Raw genomic sequence first — 17,895 nt, 5'->3', positions numbered from 1 at the left:
AGCTTAATTCTTCATTCTTCATTCATAATTCTTCATTTATTACACATATTTATTTACTAATTCGTCATCGGCCACATAGGGCATCGTGATATGATAACCATCGGCATGTGTCCGGTTAAACTCTTCACTCGTCTCCATAGCATGCCTATTGCGTGCCCATGAACGTCGGGCCACACCGCCCATCACGTCCCACAACATAGCCGAACGAAGTATCTCATCCACCCGCTCGCTACCATCGCATACCATACCGAAACCGCCATTTATAGCTTTTCCGATCCCCACACCACCACCATTGTGCAGTGCTACGAGACTCATTCCACGAGCACAGTTTCCGGCAAAACATTGTACGGCCATATCCGCCATGACATTGCTTCCATCTTTTATATTAGAAGTTTCTCGGAAAGGAGAGTCCGTACCGCTCACATCGTGATGATCGCGTCCCAACATAATAGGTCCCACCTCACCATTGCGCACCATTTCGTTGAACTTCAACGCTATCTTCATACGCCCCACCGCATCTTGATAAAGAATACGCGCCTGAGTACCTACCACAAGATTATTCTTCTCCGCATCGCGTATCCAATTATAGTTATCCAGATCTTGACCGCGACGGTTCGGATCAATGCATTCCATCGCCGCATGATCGGTCTTTATCAAATCTTCATGTTTACCACTGAGACATACCCAACGGAAGGGGCCGTAGCCGTAATCAAAAAGTTCCGGTCCCATAATATCTTCTACATAACTGGGGAATATAAACCCATTCTTATCGTCTTCTTCTTTGGCAATCTCACGAACTCCGGCATCATAAACAGCTTTCATAAAGGAGTTTCCATAATCGAAGAAATAGGTGCCCCGCCCTACAAGAGCCTTTATAGCCCGGAAGTGGCGTGCCAACGATTCATTCACCAGTCCACAGAATTTCTGCGGGTTTTCGTGCAACAGACTTGTACGTTCGGAGAAAGTAATTCCCACCGGACAATATCCGCCTTCGTAAACGGCATGGCAGGAAGTCTGGTCAGAAAGCAGGTCTATATGTATATTCCGGTCTACAGCATATTCCAGTAGGTCAACGATATTCCCATGATAAGCAATGGATATCGGTTTCTTGCCGTCCATCGCCTCATGCGCCAGCGAGAATGCTTCGGGAATAGAGTCCGTGACGTGCCCCACCCAACCTTGGCGATGCCGGGTTTCAATGCGTGACATATCCACCTCAGCTATGATAGAAGCTGCACCCGACATTTCTGCGGCCTTAGGCTGAGCACCGCTCATACCGCCCAAACCGGAAGATATAAACAGATGTCCGCGCAAATCACCGTTCTGAGGAATACCAAGTTTCATACGTCCGGCATTCAGCAGAGTATTGAAGGTGCCATGCACAATTCCCTGAGGACCAATGTACATCCAGCCTCCGGCAGTCATCTGTCCATAGTTGGCCACTCCCATTTGCATAGCCACGTGCCAATCCTTCTGGTTGTCGTAAAGACCTACCATCATGGCATTCGTAATAATCACGCGTGGTGCATCGGGCTTAGAACGGAACAATCCCAGTGGATGTCCACTTTCAATGACAAGTGTCTGATCTTGAGTCAGTACTTCAAGATATTGCTTAATGAGACGATACTGCATCCAGTTTTGACAGACCTGCCCCGTTTCGCCATAAGTGACGAGTTCATAAGGATAGAGAGCAATGTCGAAGCAGAGATTATTGTCAATCATCACCTGGAAAGCTTTACCTTCAATACAATTTCCTTTGTAGGCATCGATAGGCTTCGCCTTGAGGTCTCCTTGCGGACGATATCGGTAACCGTAAATGCGTCCACGGGTGCGAAGTTCCTCCATAAACTCCGGTGCAAGCGTTTCGTGCAGTTCTTTGGGAACGTAGCGCAATGCATTCTTTAACGCCGTGGCAGTCTGCGCAGGAGTAAGAGTATAGCCACGGTCGGGTGCCCTCCGGATACCCTCTACGAAAGTTGGATAAGGGGGCAATGTGTTACTTAAGGTTATTTCCATAACATGCAGGATGAAAGGTTACAAAATGTCATCAGTTTACTTCCGTAAGCTGCCGCAATATAGAAATAAATCCCGATATCAACAAGTGATATCGGGATTTATTTATCATTTAGTCATTTTAAGCGTAGTAAGTATTTACCTGTAACTTCCGCGCTTTCACTGCTTTCCTGTAAGAAGGCATTCAGAAGTTCCGGCTCATTTTTTAGTAACTGCAACATTTTGTCTTTTCCTACAAACTCTACTTTACCCGTTTCCGGATTCAGTTCATAATAAACCCGCGCATTGACCAGCCCCGAAGCGGCAATGGCTGTACCTACATCTCCACCCAGTTTCGTAGCGTCGGCAGGCTGCGTGGTACTTGCCGCCACAGAACCTACAGGCTGTGCATAGAAATAAATTTTCCCCCGTATCCAAGTGGCAGGTGCATACCAGCCACCAAATCGGAAACGTTTATAACGCACTTTCTTACAGTTGACGTATAACGCCGAGTCAGCCCTCACCGCATAACAACGGGATTTCAAATATCGGCAAAGACCGGGATTGTCATCTACCGAGACGCGATAGTCAGCACCTCCCATCAGTAAAATCTGATTCTTGGAGCGCTTCTCTATCTTCAATGTGGAGAGTGTGTCGCCACGATCTTCCACCAGTTCCTTCAAATTGGCATATATCACTTGCTGGGCGCTCCCATGCAAAGCAACCAATAATCCGAATATGCCTAATAACCACCACCTTCTCATACCCCAAGCTTTTCTTTCTAAAACAGTTTTATCTGAGCGAAAGTTACATTATTTATCCAAGAAGAGCAAATTATTGAAAAGAAAAATGCAATTACGGCAGATTTATGTTCATGCATATTTATACTTTGAGCTTATCTCTGTGTCATGCTGCCAAGTAGTAACTCTGTTTACCCCTCACAGTAACTCCATTTACATGCCGGAGTAAAAGCCGTTACATACCGTGGTAAAGAGCGTTACAATAAGGGGTAAAGGTCGTTACATACGGCGGTAAATGCTTTTACATCTTGCAGTAAATGCTTGGTAAATGCTATCTATTGATAATCAACAGACTAATCGGATTTCTTTTCTGATTTAGTTAAACGCTTTTTCTGTTTATAAACGATATCAGTAGAGGCTTCTTTAGATTGCATCCCTCTCTTTATTGCTACTTGTAGAAATATGTTTTCTTCTGCTGCATTTTCTTTTGTATTCCTTCCCCATATACGCCATGGCAGGTTAATAAGTTACTTAAATACCAATAAATTTGCCCTTACTGCCTTAAACCGAATGCAAAATATGGTACCAAGTTCTCAATTAAGACAAGAGAAAGCACATGAAGCATTTGGTTATAAAGCAGGCTTATTTTACCTTTGCGGCAAAGAGACAATAGAATGGACACAATCAATGAAATAACCGCCACTTACCAGCACATTGCTGAAGAAGGACGTTCGGAGCTAAATAAAGTACAAAACAAGATTTACCGCATAGGCTCACTGCGATTATTGCTATTTGTTGCAGGAATTGCGGGAGTTATATATTTCTGGTTTTCAGGCTGGATAGTATTAACGGGGATCATTGCTGTTACACTTCTGCCTTTTATCCTGTTGATAAAGTATCATAACCGGCTGTTTCACCAAAAAGATTATCTGGAAAAAAAGATTGCAATCAATGAGCAAGAACTTTCAGCGCTGAATTATGACACATCCTCTTTTGAAGATGGAGCAGAATTTATCGATCCGGCACACCTGTACAGTTATGACCTGGATGTATTTGGTCCACATTCCCTTTTTCAGTATATAAACCGCACCTGCACACAACTTGGAAAGAGTTTGTTAGCCAATTGGCTGGGCACGCATCTGGAAAATAAGAAAGAAATAGAATCCCGACAGGAAGCCATCCGCGAACTGGCACCGGAATTGAACTTCCGACAAGAATTCCGTATTCTGGGACTGCTCTATAAAGGAAAAGCTGCTGATGAAGATGAATTAAAGGCATGGGCTAAGAGTCCCAGTGTCTTCCGAAAAAATATTTTCTTCCGCATGCTACCGCTATTGGCAGGCGGAATAAATATCTTATGTATAGCATTGGCTATCGCAGGCATTATTCCGCTCACTGTTTTCGGTATTCTATGGTTATGCTTTGTTTTTGCCAGTTTCTGCTTCACCGGTAAAATTACCAAAATGCAGGCTGTCTATGGTAAGAAGCTACAAATATTGGCAACGTATGCCAACCTGCTCCGGCTTATGGAAAACCAACCCATGAAAAGTCCGATATTGAAGGAAGTGAGAGAGTGGATCGGTGATGGGAAGCAAACAGCCTCTCACTCTATCCAGCGTCTAAGCAAGCTTATGAACGAACTCGATCAGCGAAACAACGCCTACATATATGCCACCCTCAACGGATTATTTTTCTGGGAAATCCGCCAAATCATACGTATCGAAGGCTGGAAAGAGCAATATGCTTCTGAACTACCACGTTGGCTGACAGCTATTGCCCACATGGATGCTCTGTGTTCACTGGCCACATTCGCTTATAATCATCCGGATTATTCCTACCCTACTATCACCACCCGCTCTTTCAGTCTCCGTGCCACATCTATGGGACATCCACTGATGAACCGCGACAAATGTGTACACAATGACATTGATATAGAAAAGCGTCCTTTCTTCATTATTATCACCGGAGCAAATATGGCAGGCAAAAGTACGTATCTTCGTACGGTAGGCATCAACTATTTGCTGGCTTGCATCGGTACCCCCGTTTGCGCCCGGAGTATGGAACTGTATCCTGTTCAGCTCATCACCAGTCTGCGCACCAGCGACTCCCTGAATGATAATGAATCCTACTTCTTTGCAGAACTGAAACGCTTGAAACTTATCATCGACAAACTGCAAGCCGGTGAAGAGCTTTTCATCATCCTCGATGAGATTCTAAAAGGAACCAACTCCATGGATAAACAGAAAGGTTCGCTTGCCCTTATCAAACAATTCATGACTTTACAGGCAAATGGTATCATCGCTACTCACGACCTGATGCTCGGCACGCTTGCCGACATTTATCCTGATGACATCCGTAATTACCGATTCGAAGCCGACATCACGGGTAATGAACTGACCTTTTCTTATCGTCTGCGCGAAGGAGTAGCTCAGAATATGAATGCCTGTTTCCTGATGAAAAAAATGGGGATAGCCGTTACCGACTGATCCCCATAACTTTAAAGTTTAGTCCAGAAACCCTGAGGGTTAGTTCACTTTACACTTCGCCAAGAAAGCCGATATGGTTGCTGCGTCGTTCCCTGTATAATAATGTACAGAGGTTACCGGAGTGTATGTATAAGGCACAAACTGGAACAACTGAACGGCTGCAAATTTATTATCTTGAGAAAGTATAACATCCAAACGTACATTACCGCTTCCTTCACTCTTTACACCATCTTCAGTAGAAAGCTGGCCTTTTTCAATCATCTCTTTCAACTTACCCATGTGCTTCAAATCGAAGAACAGACTTCGCTCCTTAGTGATACTTCCTGTCGGAACATATACCACTTCCTTAGATTTCCAGAACAAACGGAAGATTCCTAAAAGGAAAAATGCAGTGCCCAACACCATCAACAACATGCTTAATGTAGATGAGCGGTCAGTAATTTCAAAAGTAGATGCGAATACAAGAACACCTAACAGTAGCATTGCCACTGAAAAAATAAGTCCTGAAACACTTGTGCGTTTTGCGATATCGGGGTGTGTAGACGCAAAAATAGTTGCGTCAATTGCTTGAGTTGCCATAATTTAAATCGTTTAAAATGAATAAAAGTTTAACTGATAAAACATACCAATAATCACCTCGTACAGTCTATGACCACATAAGGCAAAAAATCTGAATTCATTCAAACGTCTAAATGATAATTCGCCTGAGCGTAAATACATAATATTCACACGCAGGATGGCAACGATAAGAGGTGCTGGTATCAAACAACTTCGAGCGATGCAACGATAATGCACCGTCACGATGAGCCAGCCGCTCTATCATATCTTTTAATGAAAGGATATACTCTGTTGTATACGAGCGCTGTGCACGTGAAAACGTAAGCAACTGAATAGTTCCAGCAGAACTTGCAAGTTCTGCATCTGACAAGTATGGCAATTGCGGAGCTGGAATATAGCTTCCCTGCCGAACATCATTTCGCTGTGCATTTCCTTCTTCTCCTAAACCAGTCTGAGCAGCAATAGTTATTTCATCTACCGTCTGTACGGTAAATGCATCACTCACACTTCCACAAAAGGCAGCTGCAAGGATCAGGAATAATATCACTTTTAGAAACTTTGCCATATCTATTTGCAAAGATAACAGTTTGTTTCATTTAATTGTTTAATAGTAGAACCTTTTAATGAATGTTTAGGAAAGATATATCTTCTTTCCTCCCCAAATATCCGAATGCTGAGTAACAAAAAAGCCGCCCCTTTCACAAGAGACGGCTTTTATATTGAAAAGAATAGTTGATTTATTCAGCTTTAGCTTCTTCTGCTTTTGCTTCCTCAACTGCTGGTGCTTCTGCCGGAGCAGCAGCCTCAGTAGCAGTTTTCTTAGAACGGCGGGTACGAGTAGCTTTCTTAGCAACCTTTTCCTTAGCCATGTTCTCATTATAGTCAACGAGTTCAATAAAGCACATTTCAGCGTTATCACCCAAACGGTGTCCTGTCTTGATGATACGAGTATAACCACCCGGACGGTCGGCAATCTTCACAGAGATTTCCTTGAACAGTTCCGTTACAACTTGCTTGTCTTGCAGGTTGCTGAATACAACACGACGAGAGTTGGTCGTGTCATCCTTCGACTTCGTGATCAAAGGCTCAACAAACTTCTTCAGAGCTTTAGCCTTTGCAACGGTCGTAGTGATTCTTTTGTGCTTAATCAAAGAACATGCCATGTTAGACAACATAGCGTTTCTGTGAGAAGCAGTACGACCTAAATGGTTGAATTTCTTATTATGTCTCATTTTTTATTCTTTATCTAATTTATATTTAGAAATATCGGTTCCAAACGAAAGATTCAGACTTTCCAGCAAATCATCAAGCTCGGTAAGCGATTTCTTTCCGAAGTTTCTGAATTTCAGCAAATCCGTCTTGTTGAATTGTACCAAATCGCCTAATGTTTCTACATCGGCAGCCTTCAAGCAGTTGAGGGCACGAACCGATAAGTCCATATCAACAAGCTTGGTTTTCAACAATTGGCGCATGTGCAATACTTCTTCATCAAATTCTTCATTGCCATCCACATCATTGCTTTCCAATGTAATCTTCTCATCAGAGAAGAGCATGAAGTGATAAATCAGGATCTTTGCAGCTTCTTTCAGCGCTTCCTTCGGATGAATAGAACCGTCGGTAGTAATCTCAAGTACCAATTTGTCGTAGTCCGTCTTTTGTTCAACACGGAACGGTTCAATCTGATACTTCACATTACGTATCGGTGTATAAATGGAATCGATAGGAATTACGTTAACATCCGTGCAATATTCGCGGTTTTCATCAGCCGGAACATATCCACGACCTTTGTTAATCGTAATATCGATTTGCATAGTTGCTTTAGAATCTAAATGACAAATAACTAATTCAGGATTTAACACTTCAAATCCAGTCAAATACTTACCTATGTCACCTGCTTTAAATTCACTAGAATTTTCGATTGTAATACTTACTTTCTCACTTTCGAATTCTTCAACAACTTGCTTGAATCTCACCTGTTTCAGATTCAAGATAATGTTAGTAACATCCTCTTTAACTCCCGGTACGCTAGAGAACTCATGCTCAACACCATCTATTTTGATAGTAGTGATAGCAAAACCCTCTAATGACGAAAGCAGGATGCGGCGCAATGCATTACCTACGGTAATACCGAAACCGGGCTCCAACGGACGAAATTCGAATTTACCGAATCTAGAGTCCGCTTCCAACATTAATACTTTATCAGGTTTTTGAAATGCTAATATCGCCATGAAATTAATTATTTTATTTAGAATACAATTCTACTATCAAATGCTCTTTAATGTTTTCAGGAATGTCTGCTCTTTCAGGTACATGCAATAATTTACCAACCTTAGAGTTATCATCCCATTCCAACCAAGGATATTTGCTGTGGTTAAAGCCAGCCAGTGAATTAGCAATTACTTCCAAAGATTTAGATCTTTCACGAACGCCAATTACCTGACCCGGTTTTACTGCAAATGAAGGGATATTTACCACTTCACCATCCACAGTGATATGCTTGTGACCCACCAACTGACGAGCAGCTGCACGAGTAGGAGCAATACCTAAACGGAATACAATATTATCAAGACGACCTTCTAGCAACTGAAGCAGAATTTCACCGGTAATGCCTTTAGCTGTTTCTGCTTTTTCAAACAGGTTGCGGAATTGTTTTTCTAAAACTCCATAGGTGTATTTGGCTTTCTGTTTCTCGCGAAGTTGAACACCATATTCAGAAGTTTTTCTCTTTCTAGAATTGCCATGCTGTCCGGGAGGATAATTTTTCTTAGACAAAACTTTATCTGCTCCGAAGATACCTTCACCGAATTTACGGGCTATTCTTGATTTTGGTCCAGTATATCTAGCCATTTCTTTTAAATTTTAATTGTTTTATTCATGAACTCAATTTGTTGCAGCCGCGATTACAGAGAGAAATTAATGTAATCCAAATAACAAAATCAAGATCATTTTTATTAAAGGTAAATCTTAAACTCTACGTCTTTTCGGAGGACGACAACCATTATGTGGAAGTGGAGTTACGTCAATGATTTCAGTAACTTCAATACCTGCACCATGGATAGTTCTAATAGCAGACTCACGTCCGTTACCCGGACCCTTCACATATGCTTTTACCTTTCTCAGGCCAAGATCAAATGCAACTTTTGCACAATCTTGGGCAGCCATTTGCGCTGCATAAGGAGTGTTCTTCTTAGAACCTCTAAATCCCATTTTACCGGCAGATGACCAAGAAATGATCTGCCCTTCACTGTTTGCGAGAGAAACAATAATATTGTTGAAAGATGAATGAACATGCAACTGTCCATTAGCGTCAACTTTCACATTTCTCTTCTTTGCTGCAACTGTTTTTTTTGCCATATCAACAATTATTATTTAGTAGCTTTTTTCTTATTTGCAACGGTTTTCTTTCTACCTTTACGAGTACGAGCGTTATTCTTAGTGCTCTGACCTCTCACTGGTAAACCGATACGATGACGTACACCACGGTAGCAACCAATATCCATCAAACGTTTGATATTCAATTGAACTTCCGAACGAAGGTCACCTTCTACTTTAAATTCTGCACCAATGATCTCACGAATCTTGGCAGCTTGATCGTCCGTCCAGTCTTTCACCTTCAGGTCTTTATCTACACCAGCTTTATCCAAAATCTTTGCTGAACTACTACGACCTATTCCATAGATATAGGTCAACGCAACTTCACCTCTCTTATTCTGAGGCAAATCGACACCAACTATTCTTATAGCCATATACTAAATTATTTTTTTTGCAAAAATAATAATATTATCCTTGACGTTGTTTATACTTAGGATTTTTCTTGTTAATAACATACAAACGGCCATTGCGTCTAACGATCTTACATTCTGGCGTACGTTTCTTTAAAGATGCTCTTACTTTCATATCTTAATTTTATTTATATCTAAATACAATTCTTCCTTTCGATAAATCGTAAGGAGACATTTCGACTCTTACTTTATCACCCGGCAGGATTTTAATGTAATGCATTCGCATCTTACCGGAAATATGTGCAGTAATCTCATGTCCGTTTTCTAATTCAACACGAAACATTGCATTAGACAATGCTTCAACAATAACTCCATCTTGTTCTATTGCAGATTGCTTAGCCATATTAATTTTTTAAATTGCTTTATCTCCTAATACTTCTTCTATGAACTCAAACGATGATAGGATATCAGCTTTACCAGCTCCAACAGCCACTGTATGCTCAAAATGAGCTGCATACTTCCGATCCTTTGTTCTCACCGTCCAACCATCACGCTCCATTACTATCTGACGACTACCTTGCGTAATCATCGGTTCTATAGCAATACAAAGACCTCTCTTCAGCATAGTTCCATAACCACGTTTTCCATAATTAGGAACCTGAGGGTCTTCGTGCATTTCCTTGCCAATGCCATGACCAACAAACTCACGCACTACACCGAATGAATTGGACTCACAATGTTCTTGTATTGCATATCCGATATCACCCAACCGTTTCCCTTGAACGGCATTTTCTATTCCGATGTATAATGCCTCTTTAGTAACTTTCAGTAATTTGCGAACTTCCTCATCTACTTCTCCCACACAAAATGTATAGGCAGAATCACCACAAAATCCATTCATATAAGTACCACAATCAACCGACACAATATCACCTTCTTTCAGTACTATATCCCCAGGAATACCATGCACTACCTGTTCATTTACCGATGTACATAGCGAAGCTGGAAATGGATCACCATATTGATTTGGAAAACCTTTAAAAGTAGGAACAGCACCATGATCTCTGATAAACTCTTCTGCCACTTTATCCAGTTCCCGTGTAGTAACTCCAGGCTTTACTAGCTTTGCAACTTCAGCTAATGTCCTCCCGACAAGCAAATTACTTTCACGGAGCAGCTCTATTTCATCTTCCGTTTTAAGAAATATCATCTTTATAAAAGATTAATATGCAGCTACGTTACTACGTCCTTTAATACGTCCAGACTTCAACAAACCATCATAGTGTCTCATCAATAAGTGACTTTCAATCTGCTGAAGTGTATCAAGAACTACACCTACAAGAATTAACAGAGATGTACCGCCAAAGAATTGAGCAAATTCAGCTTTCACACCAAAAATACCAGCAAATGCAGGCATAATAGCTACTAAAGCCAAGAAGAAAGAACCGGGCAATGTAATACGAGACATTATGTCATCAATATATTCTGCAGTCTTCTTTCCTGGTTTAATACCTGGAATGAAACCATTATTTCTCTTCATATCCTCAGCCATCTGAGTTGGGTTAATCGTAATTGCAGTATAGAAATACGTAAATAGTATAATCATTATTGCAAATACGAAATTATACCAGAAGCTTGTATGATCAGTAAATGCACGCACAAAACCGCTCACATGATCTACATTTGAAAAACCAATAAAGGTAATAGGAATAAACATGATTGCTTGAGCAAAAATGATAGGCATTACACCTGCAGCATTTACTTTCAACGGAATATACTGTCTGGCACCACCATATTGCTTGTTACCAACAATTCTTTTAGCATATTGTACAGGAATTTTTCTTGTACCTTGTACTAACAAAATTGCAGCAGCAATCACCAGTAATAAGAATACGATTTCAATTAAGAACATAATCAAACCACCTGTCTTATCAGTCATACGGGAAATCAATTCCTGAAATAAAGACTGAGGTAAACGAGCGATAATACCGATTAAGATGATAAATGAAATACCATTACCAATACCCTTATCAGTGATTCTCTCACCAAGCCACAAAATAAACATACTACCAGCTGCCAAGATAATGGTAGAGGTAACCATGAACAGAGTCCAATCTAATGAAGCATTTAAGGAAGGACCGGCCTGCATTTTAAGATTGAGCAAATAAGAAGGAGCCTGAACTAATAAAATAATAATCGTCAAATAACGAGTATACTGGTTCATTTTTCTTCTACCACTCTCACCTTCACGTTGAAGTTTCTGGAAATACGGAACCGCAATCCCCAACAACTGAATAACGATTGAAGCAGAGATATAAGGCATAATTCCTAATGCAAAAATAGATGCATTAGAGAATGCTCCTCCCGAAAACATATTTAATAAGGCTAAGAGGCCCTCGCTTGTTTGTTGATGCAATTGTGTCAGCATAGCCGGGTTAATACCGGGCAGCACAACGTACGAACCGAAACGGTAGATTGCCACAAACAATATGGTAATGAGGATCCGTTGTCTCAGATCCTCAATTTTCCATATATTCTTTAATGTTTCAATAGCTTTTCTCATTGAATTAGAGTTTTACTACACTTCCACCAGCAGCTTCAATGGCAGCAACAGCAGTCTTAGAGAATGCATGAGCTTGCACATCCAACTTTGTAGTCAAAGTTCCATTACCTAATACTTTTACCAACTGATTTGAAGAAATAAAGCCAGCAGCGATAAAATCATTAATACCAACTGTCTCCAACTTTTTAGCTTCAGCAAGTTTCTGAATTGTATCCAAGTTGATAGCTTTATACTCTACACGATTAATGTTCTTAAAACCGAATTTAGGAACACGACGTTGGAGAGGCATCTGACCACCTTCAAAACCTATTTTCTTAGAATAACCAGATCTTGATTTAGCTCCCTTATGACCTCTTGTAGAAGTACCTCCCAAGCCAGAACCCGGACCACGTCCAATTCTCTTTCTTGTTTTAGTAGATCCTTCAGCAGGTTTTAAATTACTTAAGTTCATATTGTAATTCGTTTTATATTCAACAAATAATTACTTAACAATGGTAACCAAGTGTTTAACCTTATCCACCATTCCAAGAATTGAAGGAGTACACTCGTGTTCAACCACACGATTCAACTTACGAAGTCCCAGTGCATCGAGAGTTCTTTTTTGATCAGCCGGAGCACCAATTCTACTTTTAATTTGTTTAACCTTTATAGTCGACATATTTCCTCCTTATCCTCTAAATACTTTTTCAATACTAATACCTCTGTTTTGAGCAACCATACGTGCGTCACGCATTTCACCCAACGCTAGGATAGTAGCTTTCACTAAGTTGTGCGGGTTAGAAGATCCTTTTGACTTAGCCAAAACGTCCGTAATACCAACACTTTCAAGTACTGCACGCATTGCACCACCTGCAACTACACCTGTACCATGAGAAGCAGGTTTGATGAACACTTCTGCACCACCAAACTTAGCAGTCTGTTCATGAGGAACAGTCCCCTTCAGAACAGGCACCTTTGTCAGATTCTTCTTAGCAGATTCAACACCTTTAGCAATAGCTGCGGTTACTTCACCTGCTTTACCAAGACCCCAACCGATGATACCTTCTTCATTACCTACAACCACAATTGCAGAGAAACTAAAAGTTCTACCACCTTTGGTTACTTTGGTTACACGATTAATAGCAACCAAACGGTCTTTCAGTTCTATATCGTTTGTAATCTTAACTCTATTATTAATTGCCATAATGATTAAAATTTAAGTCCACCGTTACGAGCAGCATCAGCTACTTCTTTTACTCTCCCATGATACAAGTAACCATTACGGTCGAAAACAACAGTAGTAATACCTGCTTCCTGAGCTTTCTTAGCGATCAACTCTCCAACCTTTGCAGCTTGTTCTTTCTTGGGTAACTTTTCAGTCATACCTAAAGAAGATGCAGCAGCTAAAGTCTTACCTCCCAAATCGTCGATAAGTTGAACGTAGATCTGCTTATTACTTCTAAATACACTCATACGCGGACGTTCAGCAGTACCTGAAATTTTGTTGCGTACTCTATATTTGATCTTAATTCGTCTTTCTATTTTTGTTGTCATAACATTCTAATTTTATGTAAATTACTTAGCGCCGGCAGATTTACCAGACTTTCTACGAATTTCTTCACCAACAAACTTAATACCTTTACCTTTATACGGCTCGGGCTTACGGAAAGAACGTATCTTAGAGCAAACTTGACCCAGCAATTGTTTATCGCAAGACTCTAAAATAATAAGCGGATTCTTATTTCTTTCAGATTTTGTCTCTACTTTAACTTCAGGAGGCAACTGTATAAAGATATTGTGCGTATACCCCAAAGACAATTCAATAATATTACCTTGGTTAGAAGCACGGTAACCTACACCTACAAGCTCCAATTCTTTTTTATATCCTTCAGATACACCAACTACCATATTGTGTACCAAAGAACGGTACAAGCCATGGAATGCATGCTTTTGTTTGGGATTATCCAACATTGCTTTTTCATTCTCGCTCAAAGTCAGATGACCATCTTCGATGGCGACATTGATAGCAGGATCTACATATTGGCTAAGTTCGCCTTTGGGTCCCTTCACGGTAACCACATTTTCTTTCAGAGTAACTGTTACTCCAGCGGGAATACTAATGGGTAATTTTCCTATTCTTGACATTGCTAATTCCTCCTATTAATATACATAACACAAAACTTCACCACCGATTTTCAGTTCAGCGGCTTCTTTGTTGGTCATTACACCTTTGGAAGTAGATATTATAGCAATACCCAAACCATTAATAACTCGCGGCATGTCCTTATAACCGGTATACTGACGCAAACCCGGAGAAGAAATTCTTTCCAGTTTCTTAATTGCGTTTACTTTGTTAACCGGATCATACTTCAAGGCTACCTTAATTGTACCTTGAGGACCGTCTTCTACAAACTTATAATTAAGAATGTAGCCTTTCTCAAAAAGAATCTTAGTGATTTCTTTTTTCAAATTTGAAGCGGGAACTTCTACAACTCTGTGCTTTGCTTGAATAGCGTTCCGCAACCTCGTCAAATAATCTGCTATTGGATCAGTCATATAATAAAAAATTAAATTAATCAGGCCTACCCTGACAATATTTAAAACAAAAATTACCAGCTTGCTTTCTTAATACCGGGAATAAGACCGTTAGAAGCCATCTCACGGAATTGAATTCTAGAGATACCGAATTGGCGGATATATCCTTTAGGACGACCAGTCAATTTACAACGGTTATGCATACGAATCGGATTAGAATTCTTAGGCAGTTCCTGTAATTTCTGTGCAGCTTCAAAAGCTTCTGCAGGATCACCTGTTCTAACAATTTGTTTCAATGCAGCTCTCTTCTCGGCATATTTGGCTACTAATTTAGCACGTCTTACTTCACGTGCCTTCATTGATTCCTTTGCCATATTATCAATCTTTTTTAGCGTTTTTAAACGGTAAACCGAATTCTTTCAACAAGGCATAACCTTCTTCATCTGTTTGTGCAGAGGTTACAAAGGTAATATTCATTCCGAGAATTCTGGTAATACTATCGATATTAATTTCAGGAAAAATGATTTGTTCCTGAATACCAAGAGTATAGTTACCCTTTCCATCAAACTTACTTTCAATACCCTTGAAGTCACGGATACGAGGAAGAGCTACACGAACCAATTTTTCAAGGAATTCGTACATTCTCTCACGACGCAAAGTCACCATAACGCCAATTGGCATTTTCTTACGCAACTTAAAGTTAGCGATATCTTTACGAGAAATGGTTGCAACAGCTTTCTGACCTGTGATAGCAGTCATTTCATTAATTGCCACTTCGATAATCTTCTTATCAGCAACAGCCATACCCAAACCTTGATTGATAACAATCTTCTTAAGTACGGGTACCTGCATCGAAGAAGAATACTGGAACTGTGATTTCAATGCAGGCGCAATACGCTCTACATATTCTTTCTTAAGGCTTGCAGTATTACTCATTACTTAATCTCCTCTCCTGATTTTTTAGAAACACGTGCAATAGTCTTCTTACCATTTTCACCAATAGTTACTTTACGACTGATACGCGTGGCTTTACCCGTTTTTGGATCTACGGGATTCAAGTTAGACAAATGGATAGAAGCTTCCTGCTTCACAATACCACCCTGAGGGTTCTTTGCATTAGGCTTAGTGCTCTTGGACACCATGTTGATACCTTCAACAATTGCACGATTTTTATCAACAAGAACCTTCAACACACGACCAGTTTTGCCTTTGTCTTCACCAGCATTTACGTAAACTGTATCGCCTTTTTTAATATGTAATTTACTCATTACTTAAATCTTTTACAAAATTAAAGTACTTCAGGAGCGAGTGACACAACTTTCATGTTAGTAGCACGAAGTTCACGAGCTACCGGACCGAAAATACGACTACCTCTAATCTCGCCTGCGTTGTTCAACAACACACAAGCATTATCATCAAAACGTATATAAGAACCATCGGGACGACGGATTTCTTTCTTAGTACGTACGATCAAAGCTTTAGACACTGCACCTTTTTTAATATCACTTGAAGGGATGACACTCTTTACTGAAACAACAATCACGTCCCCCACTGAAGCATAACGACGACCCGTACCGCCCAAAACGCGAATACAGAGAGCTTCTTTTGCTCCACTGTTATCACATACTGTAATTCTGGATTCTACTTGTATCATAATTACTTAGCTCTTTCAATTATTTCTACCAATCTCCATCTTTTAGTCTTGCTCAAAGGACGAGTCTCCATAATAAGTACAGTATCACCGATATTGCACTCATTCTTTTCATCATGAGCATGGTACTTCTTAGTCTTGCTAACGAACTTACCATATATGGGGTGTTTTTCTTTAAACTTAGCTGCTACTGTAATGGTTTTATCCATCTTATTGCTCAGCACAACCCCAGTTCTTTCTTTTCTTAAATTTCTTGCTTCCATCAAGCTCATCATTTATTGTTAAGTTCTCTTTGGCGTAATTCTGTTTTCATACGCGCAATAGTCCTGCGTAATTGTTTGATCTGAGCAGGATTATCCAAAGGAGAAATAGAATGATTTAAAACCATTTGATTATAGTTTGTCACTTCTGCCTCTACTCTTTCTACCAGATCATTGGTAGGTATTTCTTTAATTTCTGCTATTTTCATATCCATTACGCATTTTGATTTTGAATATCATAATCACGTCTTACAACAAATTTCGTTGTAATAGGAAGCTTTTGTGCAGCTAAGCGCAAAGCTTCTTTTGCGATTTCATAAGATACCCCTTCAGCTTCGATAATAATTCTTCCCGGAGTAACAGGGGCTACAAAGCCCTCTGGAGCACCCTTACCTTTACCCATACGTACATCTGCAGGTTTTCTGGTAATAGGTTTATCCGGAAAAATACGAATCCAAATTTGTCCTTGACGTTGCATATATCTTGTCACTGCAATACGAGCAGCTTCAATCTGACGGCCTGTAATCCATTTTGTTTCCAAAGCCTTAATTCCAAAAGAACCGAAAGCCAACTGATTACCTCTTTGGGCAATACCTTTTTGACGGCCTTTTTGTTGTCTTCTGAATTTTGTCTTTTTCGGTTGTAACATAATTCCTAAAAATTCAAATTCGTTTAGCGATTATTTTTCTTTCTTTTGAAGTTCTTTCCGCCATTGTTTCCGCTATTGCTTCCACGACCACTTTCTTTGCTTTGCGTAAAGTTCGGAGCTAATTCTCTCTTACCAAAAACTTCACCTCTACAGATCCAAACTTTAATACCGAGAAGACCAACTTTCGTCAATGCTTCTGCATGACAGTAGTCGATATCTGCTCTGAAAGTGTGCAACGGAGTTCTTCCTTCCTTATACATTTCAGAACGGGCCATTTCAGCTCCATTCAAACGTCCTGAAATCTGAATTTTGATACCTTCAGCACCCATACGCATAGTATTGGCGATAGCCATTTTAATGGCACGGCGATAGGCAATCTTTCCCTCTACCTGACGGGCGATGTTATTAGCAACAATAACAGCATCCAACTCAGGTCTTTTCACTTCGAAGATATTGATCTGAATATCCTTATCGGTAACCTTCTTCAACTCTTCTTTCAACTTATCAACTTCTTGGCCACCTTTACCGATAATAATACCCGGACGTGCAGTACAAACGGTAATAGTCACGAGTTTCAGTGTACGTTCAATTACGATTCTTGATACACTAGCTTTTGCAAGTCTAGCGTTCAAATATTTACGAATCTTGCTATCTTCCAGCAGAGAATCGCCGTAATTATTTCCACCATACCAATTGGAATCCCATCCTCTGATAATTCCTAAACGGTTGCTTATTGGATTAACTTTTTGTCCCATTTACC

At 40.2% G+C, this 17,895-nt stretch carries 28 protein-coding genes; 1 reads left to right on the top strand and 27 read right to left on the bottom strand.

Annotation, left to right across the window (positions count from 1 at the left end):
- Positions 1-39: 39 nt before the first annotated feature.
- Positions 40-2,016 carry a urocanate hydratase gene (locus tag DW182_RS06035; protein WP_117694012.1) on the bottom strand — a complete coding sequence of 659 codons (1,977 nt, stop codon included), beginning with the start codon at positions 2,014-2,016 and terminating at the stop codon, positions 40-42.
- A 113-nt stretch (positions 2,017-2,129) separates the two neighbouring features.
- Positions 2,130-2,756, bottom strand: coding sequence for a DUF6563 family protein (locus DW182_RS06030; protein ID WP_118294957.1), 627 nt, complete (start codon positions 2,754-2,756; stop codon positions 2,130-2,132).
- A gap of 650 nt (positions 2,757-3,406) precedes the next feature.
- Here DW182_RS06030 and DW182_RS06025 point away from each other — a divergent pair.
- Complete coding sequence (locus DW182_RS06025; protein ID WP_118294956.1) at positions 3,407-5,218, top strand: MutS family DNA mismatch repair protein; 1,812 nt, start codon at positions 3,407-3,409, stop codon at positions 5,216-5,218.
- Positions 5,219-5,257: 39 nt separating this feature from the next.
- Here DW182_RS06025 and DW182_RS06020 read toward each other — a convergent pair whose 3' ends face one another.
- From DW182_RS06020 to rpsC, 25 genes are all read right to left on the bottom strand, one after another.
- Positions 5,258-5,797, bottom strand: a complete 540-nt coding sequence (locus tag DW182_RS06020) for a hypothetical protein (RefSeq protein ID WP_118294955.1) — start codon at positions 5,795-5,797, stop codon at positions 5,258-5,260.
- A 109-nt stretch (positions 5,798-5,906) separates the two neighbouring features.
- On the bottom strand, positions 5,907-6,341 hold the full coding sequence (locus tag DW182_RS06015) for a hypothetical protein (protein ID WP_118294954.1): 435 nt from the start codon (positions 6,339-6,341) through the stop codon (positions 5,907-5,909).
- A gap of 172 nt (positions 6,342-6,513) precedes the next feature.
- The gene (gene rplQ, locus DW182_RS06010) at positions 6,514-7,008 is read right to left on the bottom strand and encodes a 50S ribosomal protein L17 (RefSeq protein ID WP_007662173.1); all 495 of its coding nucleotides are present in this window, start codon (positions 7,006-7,008) and stop codon (positions 6,514-6,516) included.
- A 3-nt stretch (positions 7,009-7,011) separates the two neighbouring features.
- Positions 7,012-8,004 (bottom strand): DNA-directed RNA polymerase subunit alpha, encoded by a 993-nt coding sequence (locus DW182_RS06005; protein WP_007212090.1) that lies wholly within the window; start codon positions 8,002-8,004, stop codon positions 7,012-7,014.
- A gap of 13 nt (positions 8,005-8,017) precedes the next feature.
- Positions 8,018-8,623, bottom strand: coding sequence for a 30S ribosomal protein S4 (gene rpsD, locus DW182_RS06000; RefSeq protein ID WP_007212089.1), 606 nt, complete (start codon positions 8,621-8,623; stop codon positions 8,018-8,020).
- Between the two features lie 117 nt (positions 8,624-8,740).
- Positions 8,741-9,130, bottom strand: a complete 390-nt coding sequence (gene rpsK, locus DW182_RS05995; protein WP_005675443.1) for a 30S ribosomal protein S11 — start codon at positions 9,128-9,130, stop codon at positions 8,741-8,743.
- Positions 9,131-9,141: 11 nt separating this feature from the next.
- Positions 9,142-9,522 carry a 30S ribosomal protein S13 gene (gene rpsM / locus DW182_RS05990; RefSeq protein ID WP_007212087.1) on the bottom strand — a complete coding sequence of 127 codons (381 nt, stop codon included), beginning with the start codon at positions 9,520-9,522 and terminating at the stop codon, positions 9,142-9,144.
- A 34-nt stretch (positions 9,523-9,556) separates the two neighbouring features.
- On the bottom strand, positions 9,557-9,673 hold the full coding sequence (ykgO, locus tag DW182_RS05985) for a type B 50S ribosomal protein L36 (protein WP_002558051.1): 117 nt from the start codon (positions 9,671-9,673) through the stop codon (positions 9,557-9,559).
- A 9-nt stretch (positions 9,674-9,682) separates the two neighbouring features.
- The gene (infA, locus tag DW182_RS05980; RefSeq protein ID WP_002558052.1) at positions 9,683-9,901 is read right to left on the bottom strand and encodes a translation initiation factor IF-1; all 219 of its coding nucleotides are present in this window, start codon (positions 9,899-9,901) and stop codon (positions 9,683-9,685) included.
- Positions 9,902-9,910: 9 nt separating this feature from the next.
- A complete protein-coding gene (map, locus tag DW182_RS05975) occupies positions 9,911-10,708 on the bottom strand; it encodes a type I methionyl aminopeptidase (RefSeq protein ID WP_118294953.1) in 798 nt (265 codons plus the stop codon).
- A gap of 12 nt (positions 10,709-10,720) precedes the next feature.
- Positions 10,721-12,061, bottom strand: coding sequence for a preprotein translocase subunit SecY (gene secY, locus DW182_RS05970; protein WP_118294952.1), 1,341 nt, complete (start codon positions 12,059-12,061; stop codon positions 10,721-10,723).
- 4 nt (positions 12,062-12,065) lie between these two features.
- Entirely contained in the window at positions 12,066-12,512 is a 447-nt protein-coding gene (rplO, locus tag DW182_RS05965) for a 50S ribosomal protein L15 (protein WP_007662167.1), read from the bottom strand.
- A gap of 30 nt (positions 12,513-12,542) precedes the next feature.
- Positions 12,543-12,719, bottom strand: coding sequence for a 50S ribosomal protein L30 (gene rpmD, locus DW182_RS05960; protein WP_007662165.1), 177 nt, complete (start codon positions 12,717-12,719; stop codon positions 12,543-12,545).
- A gap of 9 nt (positions 12,720-12,728) precedes the next feature.
- Positions 12,729-13,244, bottom strand: coding sequence for a 30S ribosomal protein S5 (gene rpsE / locus DW182_RS05955; RefSeq protein WP_007662163.1), 516 nt, complete (start codon positions 13,242-13,244; stop codon positions 12,729-12,731).
- Between the two features lie 5 nt (positions 13,245-13,249).
- Entirely contained in the window at positions 13,250-13,594 is a 345-nt protein-coding gene (gene rplR / locus DW182_RS05950) for a 50S ribosomal protein L18 (protein WP_007662161.1), read from the bottom strand.
- A 21-nt stretch (positions 13,595-13,615) separates the two neighbouring features.
- Complete coding sequence (gene rplF, locus DW182_RS05945) at positions 13,616-14,185, bottom strand: 50S ribosomal protein L6 (RefSeq protein WP_118294951.1); 570 nt, start codon at positions 14,183-14,185, stop codon at positions 13,616-13,618.
- A gap of 15 nt (positions 14,186-14,200) precedes the next feature.
- Positions 14,201-14,596 carry a 30S ribosomal protein S8 gene (gene rpsH / locus DW182_RS05940; protein WP_004291226.1) on the bottom strand — a complete coding sequence of 132 codons (396 nt, stop codon included), beginning with the start codon at positions 14,594-14,596 and terminating at the stop codon, positions 14,201-14,203.
- 53 nt (positions 14,597-14,649) lie between these two features.
- A complete protein-coding gene (gene rpsN, locus DW182_RS05935) occupies positions 14,650-14,949 on the bottom strand; it encodes a 30S ribosomal protein S14 (RefSeq protein WP_007212079.1) in 300 nt (99 codons plus the stop codon).
- A 4-nt stretch (positions 14,950-14,953) separates the two neighbouring features.
- A complete protein-coding gene (gene rplE / locus DW182_RS05930; protein ID WP_044263536.1) occupies positions 14,954-15,511 on the bottom strand; it encodes a 50S ribosomal protein L5 in 558 nt (185 codons plus the stop codon).
- Positions 15,511-15,843, bottom strand: coding sequence for a 50S ribosomal protein L24 (gene rplX, locus DW182_RS05925; protein WP_118294950.1), 333 nt, complete (start codon positions 15,841-15,843; stop codon positions 15,511-15,513). Before rplX ends, rplE begins: the two co-directional genes overlap by 1 nt.
- 20 nt (positions 15,844-15,863) lie before the next feature.
- Entirely contained in the window at positions 15,864-16,229 is a 366-nt protein-coding gene (rplN, locus tag DW182_RS05920; protein WP_007212076.1) for a 50S ribosomal protein L14, read from the bottom strand.
- 2 nt (positions 16,230-16,231) lie between these two features.
- The gene (gene rpsQ / locus DW182_RS05915) at positions 16,232-16,501 is read right to left on the bottom strand and encodes a 30S ribosomal protein S17 (RefSeq protein WP_007662150.1); all 270 of its coding nucleotides are present in this window, start codon (positions 16,499-16,501) and stop codon (positions 16,232-16,234) included.
- Entirely contained in the window at positions 16,498-16,695 is a 198-nt protein-coding gene (rpmC, locus tag DW182_RS05910) for a 50S ribosomal protein L29 (protein WP_007212074.1), read from the bottom strand. The genes rpsQ and rpmC overlap by 4 nt, the downstream gene beginning before the upstream one ends.
- Positions 16,696-16,700: 5 nt before the next feature.
- Positions 16,701-17,135, bottom strand: a complete 435-nt coding sequence (gene rplP, locus DW182_RS05905; RefSeq protein WP_007212073.1) for a 50S ribosomal protein L16 — start codon at positions 17,133-17,135, stop codon at positions 16,701-16,703.
- Between the two features lie 23 nt (positions 17,136-17,158).
- Positions 17,159-17,890: a 30S ribosomal protein S3 gene (rpsC, locus tag DW182_RS05900; RefSeq protein ID WP_007212072.1), complete on the bottom strand. Its 732-nt coding sequence runs from the start codon at positions 17,888-17,890 to the stop codon at positions 17,159-17,161.
- Positions 17,891-17,895: the final 5 nt, after the last annotated feature.

Source organism: Bacteroides sp. AM16-24 (genome assembly GCF_003471885.1).
In the GTDB taxonomy this organism is placed as follows: Bacteria; Bacteroidota; Bacteroidia; order Bacteroidales; family Bacteroidaceae; genus Bacteroides.
This window is presented reverse-complemented; position numbering and strand designations above follow the sequence as displayed.